Raw genomic sequence first — 19,108 nt, forward strand, 5'->3', positions numbered from 1 at the left:
CAAATCACTTGGACAGAGCACGTCGGTATCTGGTAGCGCTGCTAGCCGTCAGCCTGCTGGGCGCCTGTGCCGGAGCCCCGGAACGCCACGACAAGAGCTTTGAAGGCGCCTGGTTGGTCAATGGCACCTTTCAGACAACAGCCGCAACCCCGACCAGCAAGCCGAGCCAGACGTGGCCACGCGTTGCCTTGGTACTCGGCGGCGGCGGCCTGCGCGGTTATGCGCACATCGGTGTACTACAAGCACTGCAAGAGGCCGGTATCCATCCCGACCTGGTCGTGGGCACCTCCATCGGTGCCATCATCGGCGCTGCCTATGCCTCCGGAACCTCACCCGATCAATTGTGGAAACAAGCCAATTCCTTGCACTTCAGCACCCTGGCCGACCTAGCCTGGAGCGGCCCGGGATTCGTCAAAGGCGAAGCGCTGGAACGGTGGGCCAACGACTTGGTGGGAGAGCAGCCTATCGAAAGCTTCCCAGTGCGTTTTGCCGCTGTGACCACCGATATCGATCAATCGCTGCCCTTCGTGATCACCCGAGGTGATGCCGGCGAGGCACTGCGGGCCTCCGCTGCGATACCGGGGGTGTTCCTGCCAGTGGAGTCCTCGGGGCATCGGTTCGTCGACGGCGGGGTGACCTCGCTGGTGCCGGTGCAGGCCGCGCGTGCGCTGGGGGCCGATCTGGTGATTGCCGTGGACATCTACTGCCATGGACCACGCTACCCGTCGAGCTCTGCGGTGTCGATGTGGTTACGGGTGTCGCAGACACAAAGTTGCCTGCTGTCCGGCCCCGAAGCCGAATCGGCCGATGTGCTGATCGCACCAGTGATCACACCTGCCGGAGTCGGTGACGCAGAGGGGCGGGAGCTCGCCCGTCGCCTCGGCCACGATGCTGCCGTCGCAGCGCTACCTGCCCTGCAGGCTGCGATGAGACAATGAAACGTTACCCCAGTGGCAGCACACGTACAGCAACTTCAAAGATCCTCGCCAGCACCCTGAATGTTGCGGCAAGCACCTTGCGCAGAATTAGTGGCGCAAGATGCAAGTCCATTGGCATTTTGCGCAAGATGCCCTAGCCCCTACGCTTGAGACACTGAACACATTCAAACGAATGAGGTTCGCTATGTTCAGCAAAGGAAAGAAAACAGCTCTGGTTACCGGCGCCTCGTCGGGTATGGGCAAAGCGATTGCCAAGCAGTTGATCCAGGACGGCTATCAGGTCTACGTGGCCGCACGTAGCGTTGACAAGATGGCCGACCTGGCAAGGCTCGGTGCCCAGCCGCTTCGGATGGACATTTCCAGGGACGAGGAGATCGTCAATGGTGTTCAGACCATCCTGGCCCAGACGGGCGGTGTGGACGTACTGGTCAACAACGCGGGCTTCGGTCTGTATGGGCCAGTTGAAGAGATCGGCATCGACGAAGCCCGCTACCAGTTCGAGGTCAACCTGTTTGGTGCCGCTCGCCTCACTCAGTTGTTACTACCCTCGATGCGTACCAAGCGCGCTGGGCACATCGTCAACATCACATCGATGGGCGGCAAGATGTACAGTGCCCTTGGTGCCTGGTACCACGCCACCAAACACGCTTTGGAGGGTTGGTCGGACTGTCTACGTCTGGAAGTGGCCGAGTTCGGCATCAAGGTTGTAATTGTCGAGCCTGGCGTGATCGAGACGGGCTTCGGCGAAGGCGCAACCGAAACCATCATCAAGCGTTCGACGGGTGGCCCCTACGGACGGATGGTGCAGATGGTGGCCAAGTCGATTAAGAGCACCTATGGGCATGGCACTGGCAGCGATCCACAAGTGATCGCAGACGTGGTTTCCCTGGCAGTGGCCAGCAGCCACCCACGTACACGCTACGCCGTCGGCAAATTCGCCAAGATGCTGATCCGCATGCGCGTCTGGCTTGGCGACCGTCTGTTTGATCGCATCATACTCAGCCAGACCCGTTGAGCGGCAAGGTTTCTATCCGCAAGCCACTAGCAGCAGTTAGCTAGCGTTTCAGGCGTTCTGCGCCAAGACCGAAGCACTATGCCTGAACTTGCCGGTGATGCGGTATGACAATACCCTGCCGACTGCTGGCAAGCCCGATGAGATCAGGTCTGCGCTAGACATGATCACCGGAAGACCGCTTCGCGAAAGGCCACACAGTTGATGAAGGTCTAGCTAGAGAGTGAGCGTGGCCCCCATGGACTGGTGGGGCCATGCGCAACCTTGCCGGCTGAGGGTGCGGAAAAAGGGGACAGATTTATTTGTTGAGCAAACAGTCTGCTTTTGGCCGTTTGCAACCCTTACCGAAGGTCTGCTTCGGGTCGAAAGCCGCCGGTCACGACTGACCGCATCGACCCAAAGCGGATGCCTACCATGTGCAAGCGCTGATAGAGGCAGCCTGCCCCCTGCTCAGCCCGGGCGCCCTCGCCCACGCAAATGGGTATACCGCCGCAGCGAGTTTCAATCACGATGACCGGAGGTAGCGGTCGATCATCTGCTTAACCGTGCGGCCTACCCGGCTCGCTCAATTGCACCAAGCTCCGCCAACTCGGTTCTCGTCGCTTCGCCCAGGCCACGACTGCCTGTTTGCGGGCGAAGGTCTGGCTCTCTTGGTAGACTGTCACCTTATCGCGGTTGATGCGGATCTGAGCTGTGTAGCTGATGGTGCCGTCGGCCTTCTTGCGGGGTCTGATCGTTGCCATGAGAATTGGTACACGTCCTGATTCGATTGGTACATTGCACCAAGCGCTTGGTAAAAACGCCCCAAAACCCCCGAAATCGGTACGAAACACGTTGAACGAAATCACTGCAAAATCAGGCGCAAAGCCAGAAACCACGCGCCCTGAGCCGTCCCGCCGCTTCAGCGTTGCTCCCATGATGGACTGGACAGACCGCCACTGCCGCTTCTTCCTGCGCCTGCTCTCCAAGCACACCCTGCTCTACACCGAAATGGTCACCACCGGCGCCTTGCTGCATAACGACGCCCACCGTTTCCTGCGCCACGACGTCTCCGAGCACCCGCTGGCCCTGCAGCTGGGCGGCAGCGTACCGGCCGACCTGGCCGCCTGCGCCAAACTGGCCGAGGAAGCCAGCTACGACGAGGTCAACCTCAACGTCGGCTGCCCGAGCGACCGGGTGCAGAACAACATGATTGGTGCCTGTCTGATGGCCCACCCGACGCTGGTGGCCGATTGCGTGAAGGCCATGCAGGATGCGGTATCCACCCCGGTGACGGTGAAGCACCGCATCGGCATCAATGGCCGCGACAGCTATGCCGAACTGTGCGACTTCGTCGGCCACGTGCGTGAGGCCGGGTGCCGGAGCTTTACCGTGCATGCGCGGATCGCGATTCTGGAAGGGCTGTCGCCGAAGGAGAACCGCGAGATTCCGCCGCTGCGCTATGACGTGGCGGCGCAGTTGAAGGCGGACTTCCCGGACCTGGAGATCGTGCTCAATGGCGGGATCAAGACCTTGGCCGAGTGCCAGGGGCACCTTGAGACTTTCGATGGGGTGATGTTGGGGCGTGAGGCGTACCACAACCCTTACCTGCTGGCCGAGGTGGATCAGCAACTGTTTGGCAGCGAGGCGCCCGTGGTGAGCCGGAGCGAGGCACTGGAGCAGCTGCGGCCTTATATCGTGGCGCACATGCAAAGCGGGGGCGCTATGCATCACATCACCCGGCATATTCTGGGGCTGGGCCAAGGGTTCCCGGGGGCGCGGCGGTTCCGGCAGTTGCTGTCGGCGGATATTCACAAGGCGGCGGAGCCGCTGAAGGTGTTCGATCAGGCGGCGGAGTTGATGCAGGGGCGATAGGTTGATTCCAGCCGGAACCAGGCCGAACCTCAAGACAACGCAATAGCTGTGGGAGCGTCGGTTCGGCGCCCCGACTTGCCCGCGAAGCTGGCACCGTGGTGCATGGCACGGGCTTCGCCCGTGTTCGCGGGCAAGCCCGCTCCCACAGGGGGCGCGCCGTGGCGACAGATGGTTTTTCCCTCACAGGGAACCTCGCGCCAGCTGCTGACTCGAATCATCACCTTCGGCAATTCTGCCCTGCCCCACGGGCCTCTTGAGCGCCCGTCGGGGCTCGGGTAATGTCGAGTAAATGCACAGGACAGAGCACGCCCATGACCTCCAAGCTGGAACAACTCAAGCAGTTCACCACCGTAGTCGCCGACACCGGGGACCTGGATGCCATTACCCGTCTCAAGCCGGTCGATGCCACCACCAACCCGTCGCTGCTGCTCAAGGCCGCCGCCATCCCGGGCTATGCCGAGCTGCTCAAGCAGGTGAAGGCCGATGCCAAGGGCAATGTCGACCTGGCCTGCGACAAGTTCGCCGTGGCCGTGGGCGCGGGCATTCTCAAGGTCATCCCGGGGCGTATCTCCACCGAAGTGGATGCGCGCCTGTCGTTCGATGAGCCGGCGCTGCTGAACAAGGCCCGCCAGCTGATCGACCTTTACGAAGCTGCTGGAGTGTCCAAAGACCGCGTGCTGATCAAGCTGGCCTCCACCTGGGAAGGTATCCGCGCCGCCGAGAAGCTGGAAAAGGAAGGCATCCAGACCAACCTGACCCTGCTGTTCTCCTTCGCCCAGGCCCAGGCCTGCGCCGATGCTGGCGTGTTCCTGATCTCGCCGTTCGTGGGCCGCATCTACGACTGGTACAAGAAGAGCACCGGCCAGGAATACGTCGGCGCCGAAGACCCGGGCGTGCAGTCGGTCACTCGTATCTACAACTACTACAAGGCCAATGGCTACAACACCGTGGTCATGGGCGCCAGCTTCCGCAATATCGGCCAGATCGAACAACTGGCCGGCTGCGATCGCCTGACCATCAGCCCAGACCTGCTGGACAAGCTGAGCAGCGACCAGGGCGAGCTGCCGCGCATCCTGCAACCGGGCAATGCCGGCGAGGCCAAGCAGGTGCTGAACGAAAGCCAGTTCCGCTGGGCGATGAACGAGGATGCCATGGGCACCGAGAAGCTGGCTGAAGGGATTCGCCAGTTTGCCCGGGATCAGGAGAAACTTGAGAAGTTGATGGCGGAAAAAGCCTGATACATCTACGGTTTGCCAGGCGGGCGGGAAATGTTCAGCATTTTCCGCCCGTTTTGTTTCTGCGGGCTGTGAACGCGTTCTGAACTCAAAGGCAAAATGACCTCATCCCCATTGCCCCTCGTGCTCGCCGGCCCGGTACTGCGCCGCCTCGAACCGCATAGGCTGGCCATCTGGCTGGTTGGCAGCCAACCCCTGCAACCGGAATTCATCTTCGACGGCACCGCCAAGGTGGGCTGCCAGGTCGTTGCGATCGGCCAGCACGCCTTCATTCACCTGCTGGACATCCACTTCGCCGAGCCGCTGCCGCGCAACGTCGCCATCCACTACGACCTGCTGATCAACGGCCAGGGCATTGCCAGCTGGGCCCCGCACCTGCTCTACCCCGGCAGCCAGCGCCCAAGCCTGGTGCTGCGTGACCGCCTGGACCAGCTGTTGCATGGTTCCTGCCGCAAACCCCATCACCCGGCCGCCGATGGCCTGCTCTGCGCCGACCGCCTGCTGCAGGCCTGCCATGCGCCGCAGGAGCGCCCTGCCGTGCTGTTGATGACGGGCGACCAGGTTTACGCTGATGACGTTGCCGGCCCGATGCTGCGCGCCATTCATGCGCTGATCGAGCGCCTGGGCCTGTTCGACGAAACGCTGGACGGCGCGGTGGTCAGTGACAGCCAGGCGCTCTACCGCCACCCCGCCAGCTACTACCATCGCGCCGACCTGCTGCCTGCCCAGGCACGCAACGAAACCCTGCGTGAGCGTTTCTTCGGCGGCAAGCGCAAGCCGATCTTCTCTTCCAGCAATGCCGACAACCACCTGGTGACCTTCGCCGAGGTCATGGCCATGTACCTGCTGGTGTGGTCGCCACAACCCTGGCGCCTGATCGACCTGAACATGCCTGCAGGCCTGAGCCCTCGACACCAGCAGCGCTACCACGAGGAACTGCCGCTGATCGAGGCTTTCGCTGCCAACCTGGGCCAGGTGGCGCGGGTGATGGCCCACCTGCCTTGCCTGATGATTTTCGACGACCACGACATCACCGATGACTGGAACCTCTCCGCGCAGTGGGAAGAAACCGCCTACGGCCACCCGTTCTCGCGGCGGATCATCGGCAATGCGCTGCTCGGCTACCTGCTGTGCCAGGCCTGGGGCAATGACCCGGATGCCTGCAACAGCCTGATCGGGCAGTGCCAGACGCTGCCCCGCCAGCAGGACCAGCTGATCGCTGAGCTGCTGCGCTTCCAGGGCTGGCAATACAGCCTGCCCAGCGAGCCACCGCTGCTGGTGCTGGACACCCGCACGCGCCGCTGGCGCAGCGAAAGCGACCTGGGCAAGCCATCCGGCCTGCTCGACTGGGAAGCGCTGTGCGAGCTGCAGCAGGCGCTACTGGACCACCCTTCGGCGGTCATCGTGTCACCGGCGCCGATCTTTGGCGTGAAGCTGATCGAAACCGTACAAAAGGTGTTCAGCTGGCTGGGTTACCCGTTGCTGGTGGATGCCGAGAACTGGATGGCCCACCGTGGCGCAGCACAGGTGATCCTGAACATCTTCCGCCATTCGCGCACGCCGGGGCATTACGTGATTCTGTCGGGTGACGTGCACTATTCGTTCGTCTACGAGGTGCTGATCCGTCATCGCCAGCGCAGCCCGCATCTATGGCAAGTGACCAGCAGCGGGATCAAGAACGAATTCCCGCGGCGCTTGCTGGATGTACTGGACCGGCTCAACCGCTGGTTGTACTCGCCACGCTCACCGCTGAACTGGTTTACCAAGCGCCGGCAGATGGAGGTGGTGCCACGCACGCCCAGCCGCAGCAAGGCCGGGGAGCGGCTTTGGAATGGGGCGGGGTTGGGGCAGGTGTTCTTCGATGAGCAGGGGCGGCCGGCGCGGGTGCTTCAGCTGAGTGCGGATGGCAGTGAAGCGGCCGAGTTTGCGCAACGTGAGTGACTGGGCTGGGGAGTTGTGGAGGCCTTGCTGGCCTCTTCGCGGCTAAAGCCGCTCCCACAGGTACACCACAGGCCTCAGGAGAAGTGATATCCCTGTGGGAGCGGCTTTAGCCGCGAAGAGGCCGGCACAGGCTAAAGATCAGGTCCGCTCCAGCGCATTCACCAGGTCATGGAAGGCTTCGCGATTGGAGTCGTTCAGGCCCATGAGAATCTTGTGCGCCTCCAGCACCTTGGAGCGCACCACATCTTCATTCTGATCCTGGGACGGCAGGTCGGTCAGGCACTCGGGGCGCGGTACCGGGCGGTCGACGATGTTGAACACCTGATCGAAGCCCATGGATTGCAGCAGACGCGAAATATCCGGGTTGGTGGTGACCACGGTCGGCAACAGGCCCACCTTCTGTCGCGACAGGATCGACAGCTTGGCCAGCAGGCCCAGCGTGGTGCTGTCGATGCTTTCGGTTTCGGTCAGGTCGATGACAATGGTCGAGAAGTTCAGCGCGGTGAAAATCTTCTCGATCGTCGCATCCAGCGCCGAACACAGGGTCAAGCGCACTTCACCGACGAATTTCAGTACAAAGGTACCGCTCTGCTCGGCGAACTGGATTCTACCGGTACTCATTGAAGGTTCCTGCTCAACACCAATAGGGCGATATCATCCGGCATCTCCCCAAGCGTAGCCAATCCGAATCGTTGGCGCAGCCCATCCAGGCTGCCACCCGCCGCCTTGACGATATCCGGCAAGGCAGCTTCTTTATCTTTGAGCGTATGCCCTGGCAAAAGGTCCAGAATGCCATCGGACATCAGGCTCAGGCTGAACTGCGGCGGCAACTCGATCACCAGGTCCTGGTAGGTCGCTTCGTCGAACAACCCTACCGGCAGGCCGCGGCCCTCAAGGTAGCGGGCCTCGCCCGGGGTATACAGCACCGGCAGCGGCAGGTGGCCGCCCACGGCGTAGGTCAGCAGGCCGGTTTCTTCGTCGATCACGCCACCGACCATGGTCACGTGCTTGCCCAGCTTGCAGTTGATCAGGCCGCGGTTGATGTGGCTGAGCACTTCCGAAGGCTTGAATTCGCGCAGCTTGCTGCTGCGCTTGAATTCGAACAACAGCCGCGTGGTCATGAACTTCAGCAACACCGTGACGAATGCCGACGACGCGCCATGCCCGGAGACATCGGCGAGGTAGAAGGCAATGCGCCGCTCATCCACGCGGAAGTAGTCGGCGAAGTCACCCGACAGGTACAGCGACGGAATGATCTGGTGCTCGAAGGTGAACTCACCAAGCGCCCAGGGGCTTTCTGGCAGCATGTTCATCTGCACCTGGCGACCGGCGGTCTGGTCTTCCTGCAACAGGTGCAGGCTGGCCTCCAGTTCGCGATTGGCCGCTTCCAGCTTGTCGCGGTAGCGCTGGTTCTCCAGCACCAGGCGCGAACGGTCGAGCGCCCGGCGCACCGAGTGTTCGAGCACGGCCAGGTCTTCCAGCGGCTTGATCAGATAGTCGGCGGCCCCCAGGCGCAAGGCCTCGACCGCGTCGCTCATCACGCCGGCACCGGACACCACGATCACCGGTAACTGCGGCGCGCGCTCGCTGATCTGGCGGATCAGTTCGAGGCCGCCCATCTGCGGCATGCGCAGATCGCAGATCACGAGGTCGGGCTGGTGTTCTTCGAAGACCTGGAGCCCCTGCTGGCCATTACCGGCCTGGAGGACGCTGAAGCCACTGTCTTCCAGATAGGCGGCGAGGCTCGCACGGACCACGTCGTCATCATCGATGATCAGCAGCGTTGCACTGATTTTCTGCATGTGGGCGAACGGCGCCGATTTGGGTTGGTGCAGAGGCGTCTGCAAGGCTGACATCCAACTGCTGGAATACTCTGTGGTAACGCTCTACTTGAGTTGTAGGCCAAGAACCCGGCCCAGGCAACCAGCGGAGATACCTCGTAAGGCGCAGACGGTACTCCCATCCGCCAGGCGTTTCAAGCATACGTCGGTCGAGTTCGCTGCTCTTTACAGGGCAAATCACCGAGAGTTATAAGAATGCCAACCAGTACAACCTATTGGGAAGGATGCAGCATGCCTCATACGCCCTCCAATCACAGCGAGAAACGCGATTTCATCCGCATGCGCATCGACACCGAGGTCAGCCTGTTGCACGAGGGCCAGGTGATCGCCGCGGTGTGCCTGGACCTTTCCAGCGGCGGCATGCAGGTGCAGGCGCCGCAGCAATTCAAGGTCGGTGACCACCTGGACGTGCGCATCGACTCCGACCACCCGGCACTCAAGGGCCTGCATGCCAGTACCGAGGTGGTGTGGATCGCCGACCAGCCCGGTGGCCAGCAAAAATTTGGCCTGCGTATCCTGGCCATGCATTGAGCTGTAACAAAAACGGCGACCCGAAGGTCGCCGTTTTCTTGCCTGCAAGGATCAGAAGTCGTCTTCGACTTCGCCATCGTTAACCTTGAACTCGCGGTTCTGCAGGTAGGCATTGCGGATGAAGATGTATTTGTCACCCTGAATCAGCTTCTCGGCCGACAGCAGGCTGGCGCGGGTGTCAACCACGTTGAGGGCGAAGATCGAGTTACGCACCGGCACATCGTTGATGTAACGGTAGGGTTCGGTGTAGCTGTCCGGGTACTTGGCCAGGCCGTCACGCACGGTGCTCGGGCCGAGCAGCGGGATCACGACGTACGGGCCGCTGGGCACGCCCCAGTGACCCAGGGTCTGGCCGAAGTCTTCGTCGTTGCGCTGCAGGCCCATCTTGGTGCCGACATCGAAGAAGCCGCCAAGGCCGAACACGGTGTTGACGATCAACCGCGCCGTATCCACGCCCGCCGCATGCGGCTTGAGCTGCAGCACGTTGTTGGCAAGGTTGGTGACATCGCCGACGTTGTTGAACATGTTGTGGATGCCATCCTGCAAGAACTGCGGGGTGACCCACTGGTAGCCCTTGGCCAATGGCTTGAGGCCATAGGTGTCGATCGTATCGTTGAAACGGAAGATCGGGCGGTTGACCGCTTCCCAGGGATCTTCCTCGGTGGCGGCATGGGTGGCTGCCACGGGCGCCAGCAGCAAGCTGGCGCAGACACAGGCCTGGGTGACTCGCTCGATCACACCGGCACCGATCCTACGCATAGATGTTTCTCCATCGAAATTCTCGGCCGCAAGCGCAACAGGTGCGCTGCTGTACGGCGGCAGTATAGAGCGTTGGGCGCTGATAAACAGCTTTACACATTTTTGCTCAATAATTTGTGAACAGCTGTTACCCGTCACAGCACGGTAACAATCGTCCAATAGCCTGCGGACTATTTCAGGGACGTTACCATGCTCGCTGCACCCGCCATTACCGCTGTACTGTTCGGCCTGCGCGGTTGCCTGGTCCAGGCCACCGACGGCCACACCCTGCCCGCCCCTGGTGCCCTCGAGACGCTGGAAGGCCTGCGCCACGCACAGGTGCCGTGCATCTGGCTCGACGACCTGGGCAGCCTGCAGAGCAGGCGCCTGGCCAGCGTGCTGCCGGACTGGCTGCCGGGCCACACGGTCAACGGCGTACGCTGGCCGGCACCGAACGCCTGCTGGCAGGCATTGATGAGCCTGGACAGCGAGTGCCTGGAGGGTTGCGTGCTGGTCAGCGGTGAACCAAAGCTGCTGCAATCAGGCCTCAACGCCGGCCTGTGGACAGTGGGACTTGCGGCCTGCAACCCCTCATGCGCAAGCACGTCCGCGCAGTGGCAGGCCATGACCTCGCAAGAACAGGAACTGGCCCGCGGCAAGGCCACGTTGGCCCTGTTCAGCCTGGGCGTGCATTCGGTGATCGACCACCTCGAAGAACTGGACACCTGCCTTGCCGACATCGCCCTGCGCTGCAGCAAGGGTGAAAAACCCTGACACAGCCCCATTGATGCGGATCATGCAAAGCGCCAGCGAGTGGATTACGCTAGGAACAGGCGAGAACCTTTGCCGCTTCGCTGAGGTCCATGCCTTGCCAAGCCATTGATGGAGAACAGCCAATGCCTGCCCGCGAATTGCAAGAGCGCTTGAACAGCCTGCGCGAGCAACTGGACCGCAACGTACCGCTTTCGGATGAAGAACTGGCCGCCCTGCACGAAGAGGCCAGGCAGATCGAAGCGCAGTTGAAGCTCGAGGAAGCCACGCCGGACAACAACGTGGTCGACGGGGTGAACCTGGCGATCGAACGTTTCGAAGCCGAGCACCCGGACCTGACCGCCACCCTGCGCAGCATTGCCAACTCGCTGCACAGCATGGGGATCTGAAACAGCCGGGGCCGCTTTGCGGCCCATCGCCGGCAAGCGCGGCTCCCACAGGGTGCGGCGCTTGCCGGGATGGCTGCAAAGCAGCCCCAACTACACAGAACTTACTGGCGAACCAGTCGCAGGTTCGCCGGGCTGATCGCCCCGGTGCTGCGGTATGGGTTGATGTCCAACCCGCCGCGGCGCACATACCGCGCATACACGGTCAGGTGCTCCGGTTGCAGCAGGTTCTTCAAATCCAGGTAGATCCGCTCCACGCACTGTTCGTGGAAGTCGGCATGCTGGCGGAAGCTGATCAGATAGGTCAGCAGGCTGGCATGGTCCAGCGCCCTGCCCTTGTACTCCACCACCACGCTGCCCCAGTCTGGCTGGCCGGTCACCGGGCAGTTGGATTTGAGCAGGTGGCTGTGCACGGTCTCTTCGACAATGCGCTCAGGGTTGCAGCTCAGCAGTTCAGGTTGCGGCTGCTCGTAGTTGTCGATCGCCACATCCAGTGCATCGATGCACTGCCCAGGCAAGGCCATCACGCCCTGCGCCTCAACTTCCGCCAGGGTACGCACTTGCACGCCCACCGGCTTGCCAGCGGCGGCCGACAGATCGCTCACCAGGCATGCCTGCAAATCGTTGATCGAGGCGAACTGGGTCTGGTTCAGCGAGTTGAGGTAGAGCTTGAACGACTTCGACTCGATGATATTCGGCGAATCGGCCGGTATGGCAAATTCGCCGATGGCCACCACCGGCTTGCCCGAGGGCAGCAGCCACGACAGCTCGAAGCAGTTCCAGTAGTCCACGCCCTGCCACGGCAGGGTCTGGGCGGTCACACCCAGCTCGGCCCACTTGGCCGTGCGCGGGATCGGGAACAACAGCGAAGGCGTGTAGGTGGCAATGTATTCGCTGGATTTGCCCAGCGGGGAATGTTCGGCGGCGGGATGCATGGAAACTGACCTGAAGGTTCGAAATTGCCCTTAGTCTACCGGTTTTGCACCCCGCCTTGCAGGCCCGCTTACTCGATGGTCAGCCCCCCGACCATGCCGGCCTGGTAATGCCCCGGTACGTTGCAGGCGAACTCGATGGGCGCCGACTTGCGGAACGTCCAGGTCAGCTCGGCGCGCTGGCCGGGCTGCACCAGCACGGTGTTGCCGCCATCGTGACCATGGGCAGCATGGTCCATCGGTTTGGCGGGCGCGTGGCCCATCTGCGAGTGGTCCATGCCCTCATGCTGCATGGCGGTGTTGAACATCTTGCCCTGCATGGCGATCATTTCTTTCTGGTGCTCGGCATGCATGGCCTTGTCACCCAGGTTGAATTCATGGGGCAGCTTGCCTTCGTTGACCAGCACGAAGCGCACGGTCTCGCCCGCCTTCACGTGCAGGCTCTTGGGCTCGAAGGCGATGTCCTTGAGCACCACTTCAACGGTGCGGGTGGCCTGGGCAGCCGGGGCTGGCTCGCCGAATGCGAAGGTTTTCGCCTCGCCTGCCAGGGTTGGCAGGCTGACCAGGGCCAGGGCGGCGGCGATGAACAGGTGTTTCATGATGACTCCGAAGATCACGTCGGGATGGGACCACTCTAGAAAGGCGCGGCTGGCGCTTGGCTGACAAGAAGATTACAACTTTGTCAGCTTGGGCGAGGCTCGAGTTAGTCACGTATCATTTCAGCCATCCCATCATCCCTGTGCGGCGGGTTTACCCGCCCCCACAAGGAACCGCGTCAACCCTCTGATTGTGGATTGAGCATGAAACTGCTGATCGTCGAAGACCAGGCCCGCACCGGCCAGTACCTGAGCCAGGGCCTGAGCGAAGCCGGCTTCGCCACCGAACTGGCCACCGACGGCGAGACCGGCCAGTACCTGGCCCTGACCGGCGACCACGACTTGCTGATCCTCGACGTGATGCTGCCCGGGCGTGACGGCTGGCAGATCCTGCAGGCCGTGCGCACTGCCGGGCTGGACACACCGGTGCTGTTCCTGACCGCCCGCGACGCCGTCGAGGACCGCGTGCACGGCCTGGAACTGGGCGCCGACGATTACCTGGTCAAGCCGTTCGCCTTCTCCGAGCTGCTGGCCCGGGTGCGCAGCCTGCTGCGCCGCGGCACCAGCCCCAGCCAGGACACCACCCTGACCCTCGCCGACCTGCGCCTGGACCTGATCCGCCGCCGCGCCGAACGGGCCGGCACGCGCATCGACCTGACGGCCAAGGAGTTCGCCCTGCTCGAACTGCTGCTACGCCGCCAGGGCGAGGTGCTGCCCAAATCGCTGATCGCCTCGCAAGTGTGGGACATGAACTTCGACAGCGACACCAACGTCATCGAAGTGGCCGTGCGCCGCCTGCGCCTGAAGATCGACGACCCGCACCCGAACAAGCTGATCCATACCGTACGCGGCATGGGCTACGTGCTCGAAGAGCGCCACCACTGATGCGCAGGCTGTCCCTCGGCACGCGCCTGGCACTGCTGTTTGCCGCCTGCACCGCTGCCGTGTCGCTGGGCGCCGGGCTGCTGTTCAACCGTGCCAGCGAGCAGCATTTCGTCGAACTGGACCAGCAACTGCTGGAGTCGCGCCTTTCCCTGTTTCGCAGCCAGCTCGCCGGCCTGAAGCACCCCGACCAGTTGCAAGGCCGCTTGCCAGCCCTGCGCGACGAGCTCAGCCACCAGGCTGACCTCGCGCTGCGCATCGATGGCCCAGACGGTGCGCACTGGTTCGCCAGCCGCGACGGCCTGCCAGGCACACCGTCGACACCCACGCTGACGACCCTGCACGCCGAGGGCGTCGATTACCGAAGCCTCACGGTCCCCCCGGACGATCAGACGTCTGCACAGCTGACGCTGTTTCTCGATATCACCCATCACCAGCACTTCCTGCAAGGCATGCAGCGCCTGATCTGGCTTACCGTCGGGCTATCGGCGCTGGCCACTGCCCTGCTTGGTGCCTGGGCCGCACGCAGTGGCCTGCGCCCCCTGCGCCAGATGGGCCAGGTGGCTGCCAGCGTGTCGGCACGCTCACTGACCACTCGCCTGCCGGTGGCGCAGATGCCGGAGGAGCTGGCCGAACTGGCCACCACGGTGAACGCCATGCTGCAACGCCTGGACGACGCCTTCCAACGCCTGTCGGCGTTCTCCGCCGACATCGCCCACGAACTGCGCACGCCGCTTTCCAACCTGCTGACCCACACCCAGGTCACCCTCACCCGCCCGCGCAGCCTGGAGGAGTACCGCGAGGCACTGCATGGCAACCTCGAGGAGCTGCAGTGGATGGCGCAGATGATCAACGACATGCTGTTCCTCGCCAAAGCAGACCACGGCCTGTTGGTGCCGGGGCAGACGGCGCTGGCCCTGCACGAGGACGTGGATGCGCTGCTGGAGTACTACGCGCCGTTGGCCGAGGATAATGACGTGCAATTGCTGCGCGAGGGCGAGGCGATCGTGCAGGGTGACCGGCCTATGCTGAGACGGGCGCTGTCCAACCTGCTCGACAATGCCCTGCGCTTCACCCCGCCAGGCGGGCAGATACGGGTGACGCTGGAGCCGGGGTTGCGGCTTTGCGTGGCCAATACCGGGGCGGCAATTGAACCGTCAGCGTTACCGCGCTTGTTCGATCGCTTCTACCGGGTGGACCCGGCGCGGCGGGAAGGCAGCAGCGAGCATGCGGGGCTGGGCTTGGCGATTACCCGGTCGATCATACAGGCCCATGGCGGGAGCATTCAGGCGCATTGCCAGGATGGCTGGACCCGTTTCGTGATCGAATTGCCTGAAGTCCGGTGACATGGGGGCTGCTTTGCAGCCCTTCGCGGGCAAGCCCGCTCCCACAGGGATCGCGCCTGATTCCAGAAATTGAGCAACACAGGTGCTCCCACAGGTATTGCACAGCCTTCAGGGCTTGTGCTGCCCCTGTGGAAGCGGGCTTGCCCGCGAAAGGGCCCTGACAGGAGGACTCAGACCGCCAGGCCAATCGCCGGCTGCACCTGCGACGCGCGGTACGCCGGGTAGAGGGTCGCCAGGAAGCTCATCACCAGCCCCGCCGCGCAGATCATCAGCACATCCCCGCCCTGCAGCTCGGACGGCAAGCTGCTGACGAAGTAAACATCCGAGGTGAAGATGTGTTGCCCGCTCACCCGCTCCAGCCAGCCGACGATCTGGCTGACATTGAGCGCGGCGATCACCCCGAGCACACCACCGATCAAGGTGCCGACAATACCGATCAGGCTGCCCTGGACCATGAACGTGCCCATGATCTGCGCCGGCGTGGCGCCCAGGGTACGCAGGATGGCAATGTCCGGCCCCTTGTCGTTCACCACCATTACCAGGGTGGCGATGATGTTGAAGGCCGCCACCGCGATGATCATCAGCAGCAACAGGCCGATCATGGTCTTTTCCATCTTCATCGCACTGAACAGGCTGCCCTGGGTGTGCGACCAGTCATCGGCGCGGTAGCCATCGCCCAAACCGGCAGCAATTGCCTTGGACACCTGCGGCGCGGCATACAGGTCGTGCAGTTTCAGGCGCACGCCCTGAACCTGGCCTGGCGCCCAGCGCTGCATTTCGCCGGCATCGGCCACGTGCATGTAGGCCTGCGAGCCATCCAGCTCGGCACCGACCTTGAAGATGCCAACCACGGTCAGGCGCTGCATGCGCGGGGTGATGCCACCGGGCTCCTTGCTGATTTCCGGCACGATCAGGGTCAGCTTGTCACCGGTGTTGAGGCGAAAGCGCCGCGCGGTCAGTTCGCCGATGACCACGCCGTACTCACCCGGCTGCAGGTCCTGCAGGCGGCCCTGGACGATATGCTGGCCGACGATGGAAACCTTGCTCTCCTCGGCCGGGTCGATGCCGCTGACCTGGATCGGCTGCATCGCGCCCTTGTACGAGAGCATGCCTTCCATCTCGGTGATCGGCGCTGCGGCCATCACCGCCGGGTTCTGCAACGCGGCATCGGCCGCCTTGTGCCAGTCATCCAGCGGCTGCACGCCAAGGATCGAGGCATGCGGCACCAGGCCGAGAATGCGCGAACTCATCTCGCGCTGGAAGCCGTTCATCACCGACAGCACCACGATCATCGCCAGCACGCCCAGCGACAGGCCGATCATCGAGGTCATCGAAATGAACGAGATGAAGTGGTTGCGGCGCTTGGCCCGGGTGTAGCGCGCGCCGATGAAGATGGGCAAGGGTCTGAACATGTAGGAAACACCCAAATTAAACGGGAAAACGGGGCGGCGCTGCCACCCCGCGCACTCGGTCAGATCGCCACCAGGTGGCCATCGTCGAGCTTCAGCACGCGGTCCATCTGGCGCGCCAGGTTGAGGTCGTGGGTCACCACCAGGAAGGCGGTACGCGATGCGCTGGACAATTCCTGCATCAGCTCCTGGATACCCTGGGCGGTGTGGTGGTCGAGGTTGCCGGTCGGCTCGTCGAGCATCACCAGGCCCGGGCGGTTGACCAGGGCGCGGGCGATTGCCACACGCTGGCGTTCACCGCCGGACAGTTCGGCCGGCTTGTGGTGCAGGCGATGGCCCAGGCCGACCCGCTTGAGCAGCGCCTCGGCACGCTCACGCGCTTCAGGGATGGCGGTGCGGCCGATCAACAGCGGCATGCACACGTTCTCCATGGCGGTGAACTCTGGCAGCAGGTGGTGGAACTGGTAGACGAAGCCCAACTCGCGGTTGCGCAGCAGGCCACGGGCACGCTCGCCGAGGGCCGACAGCTCTTCGCCGGCCAGCCACACGCTGCCCTGGGTCGGCCGGTCGAGGCCGCCGAGCAGGTTGAGCAAGGTACTCTTGCCGGAGCCGGAGCTACCGACGATGGCCACGCGCTCACCGGCGTGCAGCTCCAGGTTGAGCCCGGACAGCACCTGCACCGACTCCGGGCCCTCGTCGTAGGACTTGCCCAGGTTGCGGCAACTCAGAACGGCTTTATCACTCATGCGCGACTCACTCATAACGTAGCGCCTCTGCAGGCTGGGTGCGGGCCGCACGCCAGGCCGGGTACAGGGTGGCGAAGAAACTCAGGACCAGCGCCGCACCGCAGACCATGTAGACGTCCTGGGCCTGGATCTGCGACGGCAGGTAATCGATGAAATACACATCGGCATTGAGGAACTTGTGCCCGATCAGCGTCTCGATGCCGGCGATCGCGGCGCTGACGTTCAGCGCCGCGACGATCCCGACCACGGCGCCGATCAGCGTGCCGATCACCCCGATCACCGTGCCCTGGACCATGAAGATCAGCATGATCTGCCCGGGCGTGGCGCCCAGGGTACGGAGGATGGCGATGTCACCGCGCTTGTCGTTGACCACCATCACCAGGGTGGAAATGATGTTGAACGCCGCCACCGCCACGATCAGCAGCAACAGCAGGCCGATCATGGCCTTTTCCATGCGGATCGCCTGGTACAGGTTGCCGTGGGTACGGGTCCAGTCGCGGCTGTAGTATTCCTGGTCGCCCAGCTGCTGGGCGATGCTCCAGGCCACCCGTGGCGCCTGGAACAGGTCGTCGAACTTCAGGCGCAGGCCCTGCACCTGGTCCGGCTTCCAGCGGTGCAGGCGGGACAGGTCGGTGATGTTGGTCAGGCCCAGGTAGCCGTCGATCTCGCCGGCACCGACGTGGAAGGTGCCGACCACGGTGAAGCGCTTCATGCGCGGGAACATGCCGGCCGGGGTCACGCTGACCTCGGGGGCGACGAAGGTCAGCTTGTCGCCGATGGCCACGCCCAGCTTGGCCGCGGCCTTGTCGCCGATCATGATGCCCCACTCGCCTGGCGCCAGCTGGTCGAGGCTGCCTTGCTGGATGAAGTTGTCGATGATCGACACCTCGCGCTCACGCGCCGGGTCGATGCCGTTGAGCAACACCTTCTGCACCTTGCCGTCATGGGTCAGCAGGCCCTGCATCTGCGTGTACGGGGCGACCGCCAGCACCTGCGGATTCTGCTTTACTTGTTGGGCAAGGGCAGACCAGTCGTTGATCGGCTGGCCGCTCTCCAGCGTGGCGTGGGGGATCATGCCCAGCACGCGGGTACGCATCTCGTGGTCGAAACCGTTCATGACCGAGAGCACCACGATCATCACCACCACGCCCAGGGCGAGGCCGATCATCGAGGTCAGGGAAATGAACGAGACGAAGTGGTTACGGCGCTTGGCACGGGTGTAACGCGTACCGATGAATGCGAAAAGAGGTCTGAACATGTCGGGGCTTGTTCGGATGAAAGGGAACGTCCTTGTGGCGAGGCGCCTACGGCGGCTTTACACTCGGACCACCGCCGCAACCATGGGTTCGCCATGACGACATTAGACGAAGAAGATCGCCGCGAATACTACCGCATCGAAGATCGGATCGCACTGGAAATCAGCCCCCTCAGCGCGGCCGAAGCCCTTGAGGCAGAACTGTTGCAAGATGATTCGCCACTCTTCAACCTGCTCAGCGAGCTGCACCTGTCCGACTTCGAGTCACAGCACCTGCTGCGCCAGCTGAGCGATAAGGACCGCACCCTGGCAGCCTTCCTGCGGGCGCAGAACAAGCGCCTCGACCTGCTCAGTGCAGTGGTCGCGCAAACCCTGCTCGGTGAAATCGGCCAGCCACAGCGGGTGATCATTTCCGAAGGTGGCATCGAGTTCGCGCAACCTCGGCAGATCGCCCCCGGTACCCGGGTGAAGGTGAAGATGGTACTGATGCCGCGCGCCCACGGCCTGCTGCTGCGCGGCAAGGTCACCCACTGCGACCCGCGCCCGGGCGGCGATTACGAGGTCGGCACGGAATTCACCGACATGACCGATGCCCAACGGCAACTGCTGGCCCGCTACATCCTGCAACGCCAACAGCAGCAACGGCGCCAGCAGCTGGAACAAGACGGCCCCGCCTCCTGAGCCCTATCACCCTG

General features: G+C 63.1%; 19 protein-coding genes and 1 pseudogene. 11 read left to right on the top strand and 9 right to left on the bottom strand.

From position 1 onward, the window contains the following. Positions 1 to 8: 8 nt before the first annotated feature. Positions 9 to 938 (top strand): patatin-like phospholipase family protein, encoded by a 930-nt coding sequence (locus OCX61_RS18965; protein ID WP_261940899.1) that lies wholly within the window; start codon positions 9 to 11, stop codon positions 936 to 938. Positions 939 to 1,122: 184 nt separating this feature from the next. Next, positions 1,123 to 1,953, top strand: coding sequence for an oxidoreductase (locus OCX61_RS18970; RefSeq protein ID WP_261940900.1), 831 nt, complete (start codon positions 1,123 to 1,125; stop codon positions 1,951 to 1,953). 514 nt (positions 1,954 to 2,467) lie between these two features. Here OCX61_RS18970 and OCX61_RS27230 read toward each other — a convergent pair. Further along, positions 2,468 to 2,693, bottom strand: a pseudogene (locus OCX61_RS27230) (site-specific integrase); the annotation flags it as partial. 172 nt (positions 2,694 to 2,865) lie between these two features. Between OCX61_RS27230 and dusA the strand changes: the two are divergent. From dusA to OCX61_RS18990, 3 genes are all read left to right on the top strand, one after another. Then, positions 2,866 to 3,804 carry a tRNA dihydrouridine(20/20a) synthase DusA gene (dusA, locus tag OCX61_RS18980; RefSeq protein ID WP_261940902.1) on the top strand — a complete coding sequence of 313 codons (939 nt, stop codon included), beginning with the start codon at positions 2,866 to 2,868 and terminating at the stop codon, positions 3,802 to 3,804. A gap of 311 nt (positions 3,805 to 4,115) precedes the next feature. Further along, the gene (gene tal / locus OCX61_RS18985) at positions 4,116 to 5,042 is read left to right on the top strand and encodes a transaldolase (RefSeq protein WP_261940903.1); all 927 of its coding nucleotides are present in this window, start codon (positions 4,116 to 4,118) and stop codon (positions 5,040 to 5,042) included. A gap of 96 nt (positions 5,043 to 5,138) precedes the next feature. After that, a complete protein-coding gene (locus OCX61_RS18990) occupies positions 5,139 to 6,980 on the top strand; it encodes an alkaline phosphatase D family protein (RefSeq protein WP_261940904.1) in 1,842 nt (613 codons plus the stop codon). A gap of 138 nt (positions 6,981 to 7,118) precedes the next feature. Here OCX61_RS18990 and rssC read toward each other — a convergent pair whose 3' ends face one another. Both rssC and rssB read right to left on the bottom strand, forming a co-directional pair. Continuing rightward, positions 7,119 to 7,601 (bottom strand): anti-sigma factor antagonist RssC, encoded by a 483-nt coding sequence (rssC, locus tag OCX61_RS18995; protein WP_027919583.1) that lies wholly within the window; start codon positions 7,599 to 7,601, stop codon positions 7,119 to 7,121. Next, the gene (rssB, locus tag OCX61_RS19000) at positions 7,598 to 8,782 is read right to left on the bottom strand and encodes a two-component system response regulator RssB (RefSeq protein WP_261944337.1); all 1,185 of its coding nucleotides are present in this window, start codon (positions 8,780 to 8,782) and stop codon (positions 7,598 to 7,600) included. Before rssB ends, rssC begins: the two co-directional genes overlap by 4 nt. A 270-nt stretch (positions 8,783 to 9,052) precedes the next feature. Between rssB and OCX61_RS19005 the strand changes: the two genes are divergently transcribed. Continuing rightward, positions 9,053 to 9,352 carry a PilZ domain-containing protein gene (locus OCX61_RS19005; RefSeq protein ID WP_261940905.1) on the top strand — a complete coding sequence of 100 codons (300 nt, stop codon included), beginning with the start codon at positions 9,053 to 9,055 and terminating at the stop codon, positions 9,350 to 9,352. A gap of 51 nt (positions 9,353 to 9,403) precedes the next feature. On the opposite strand, the gene OCX61_RS19010 is transcribed toward OCX61_RS19005, so the two are convergent. Beyond that, complete coding sequence (locus tag OCX61_RS19010) at positions 9,404 to 10,111, bottom strand: MlaA family lipoprotein (protein WP_261940906.1); 708 nt, start codon at positions 10,109 to 10,111, stop codon at positions 9,404 to 9,406. Positions 10,112 to 10,300: 189 nt separating this feature from the next. Here OCX61_RS19010 and pcrP point away from each other — a divergent pair, with 189 nt between their 5' ends. Continuing rightward, positions 10,301 to 10,864: an HAD superfamily inactivated hydrolase PcrP gene (gene pcrP, locus OCX61_RS19015; protein ID WP_261940907.1), complete on the top strand. Its 564-nt coding sequence runs from the start codon at positions 10,301 to 10,303 to the stop codon at positions 10,862 to 10,864. A 122-nt stretch (positions 10,865 to 10,986) separates the two neighbouring features. Beyond that, complete coding sequence (locus OCX61_RS19020; RefSeq protein WP_152956394.1) at positions 10,987 to 11,250, top strand: DUF4404 family protein; 264 nt, start codon at positions 10,987 to 10,989, stop codon at positions 11,248 to 11,250. A 101-nt stretch (positions 11,251 to 11,351) separates the two neighbouring features. Here the strand turns inward: OCX61_RS19020 and queF are convergent, their stop codons facing one another. After that, entirely contained in the window at positions 11,352 to 12,182 is an 831-nt protein-coding gene (gene queF, locus OCX61_RS19025) for an NADPH-dependent 7-cyano-7-deazaguanine reductase QueF (protein WP_261940908.1), read from the bottom strand. 68 nt (positions 12,183 to 12,250) lie between these two features. Then, positions 12,251 to 12,778: a cupredoxin domain-containing protein gene (locus OCX61_RS19030; protein ID WP_261940909.1), complete on the bottom strand. Its 528-nt coding sequence runs from the start codon at positions 12,776 to 12,778 to the stop codon at positions 12,251 to 12,253. Positions 12,779 to 12,979: 201 nt separating this feature from the next. Between OCX61_RS19030 and cinR the strand changes: the two genes are divergently transcribed. Further along, on the top strand, positions 12,980 to 13,660 hold the full coding sequence (gene cinR / locus OCX61_RS19035) for a two-component system response regulator CinR (RefSeq protein ID WP_261940910.1): 681 nt from the start codon (positions 12,980 to 12,982) through the stop codon (positions 13,658 to 13,660). After that, positions 13,660 to 15,003 carry a heavy metal sensor histidine kinase gene (locus OCX61_RS19040; RefSeq protein ID WP_410011085.1) on the top strand — a complete coding sequence of 448 codons (1,344 nt, stop codon included), beginning with the start codon at positions 13,660 to 13,662 and terminating at the stop codon, positions 15,001 to 15,003. Before cinR ends, OCX61_RS19040 begins: the two co-directional genes overlap by 1 nt. 170 nt (positions 15,004 to 15,173) lie before the next feature. Here the strand turns inward: OCX61_RS19040 and OCX61_RS19045 are convergent, their stop codons facing one another. The 3 genes from OCX61_RS19045 to OCX61_RS19055 are packed head-to-tail and all read right to left on the bottom strand — an operon-like array spanning position 15,174 to position 18,416. After that, entirely contained in the window at positions 15,174 to 16,415 is a 1,242-nt protein-coding gene (locus OCX61_RS19045; RefSeq protein ID WP_261940911.1) for a lipoprotein-releasing ABC transporter permease subunit, read from the bottom strand. A gap of 59 nt (positions 16,416 to 16,474) precedes the next feature. Then, a complete protein-coding gene (lolD, locus tag OCX61_RS19050; protein WP_176506135.1) occupies positions 16,475 to 17,158 on the bottom strand; it encodes a lipoprotein-releasing ABC transporter ATP-binding protein LolD in 684 nt (227 codons plus the stop codon). A gap of 7 nt (positions 17,159 to 17,165) precedes the next feature. After that, the gene (locus OCX61_RS19055) at positions 17,166 to 18,416 is read right to left on the bottom strand and encodes a lipoprotein-releasing ABC transporter permease subunit (RefSeq protein ID WP_085674795.1); all 1,251 of its coding nucleotides are present in this window, start codon (positions 18,414 to 18,416) and stop codon (positions 17,166 to 17,168) included. A 93-nt stretch (positions 18,417 to 18,509) separates the two neighbouring features. On the opposite strand from OCX61_RS19055, the gene OCX61_RS19060 reads away from it, so the two are divergent. Continuing rightward, positions 18,510 to 19,094: a PilZ domain-containing protein gene (locus tag OCX61_RS19060; RefSeq protein ID WP_261940912.1), complete on the top strand. Its 585-nt coding sequence runs from the start codon at positions 18,510 to 18,512 to the stop codon at positions 19,092 to 19,094. Positions 19,095 to 19,108 lie beyond the last annotated feature (14 nt).

It is taken from the genome of Pseudomonas sp. LRP2-20 (assembly GCF_024349685.1).
Taxonomy (GTDB): Bacteria; Pseudomonadota; Gammaproteobacteria; order Pseudomonadales; family Pseudomonadaceae; genus Aquipseudomonas.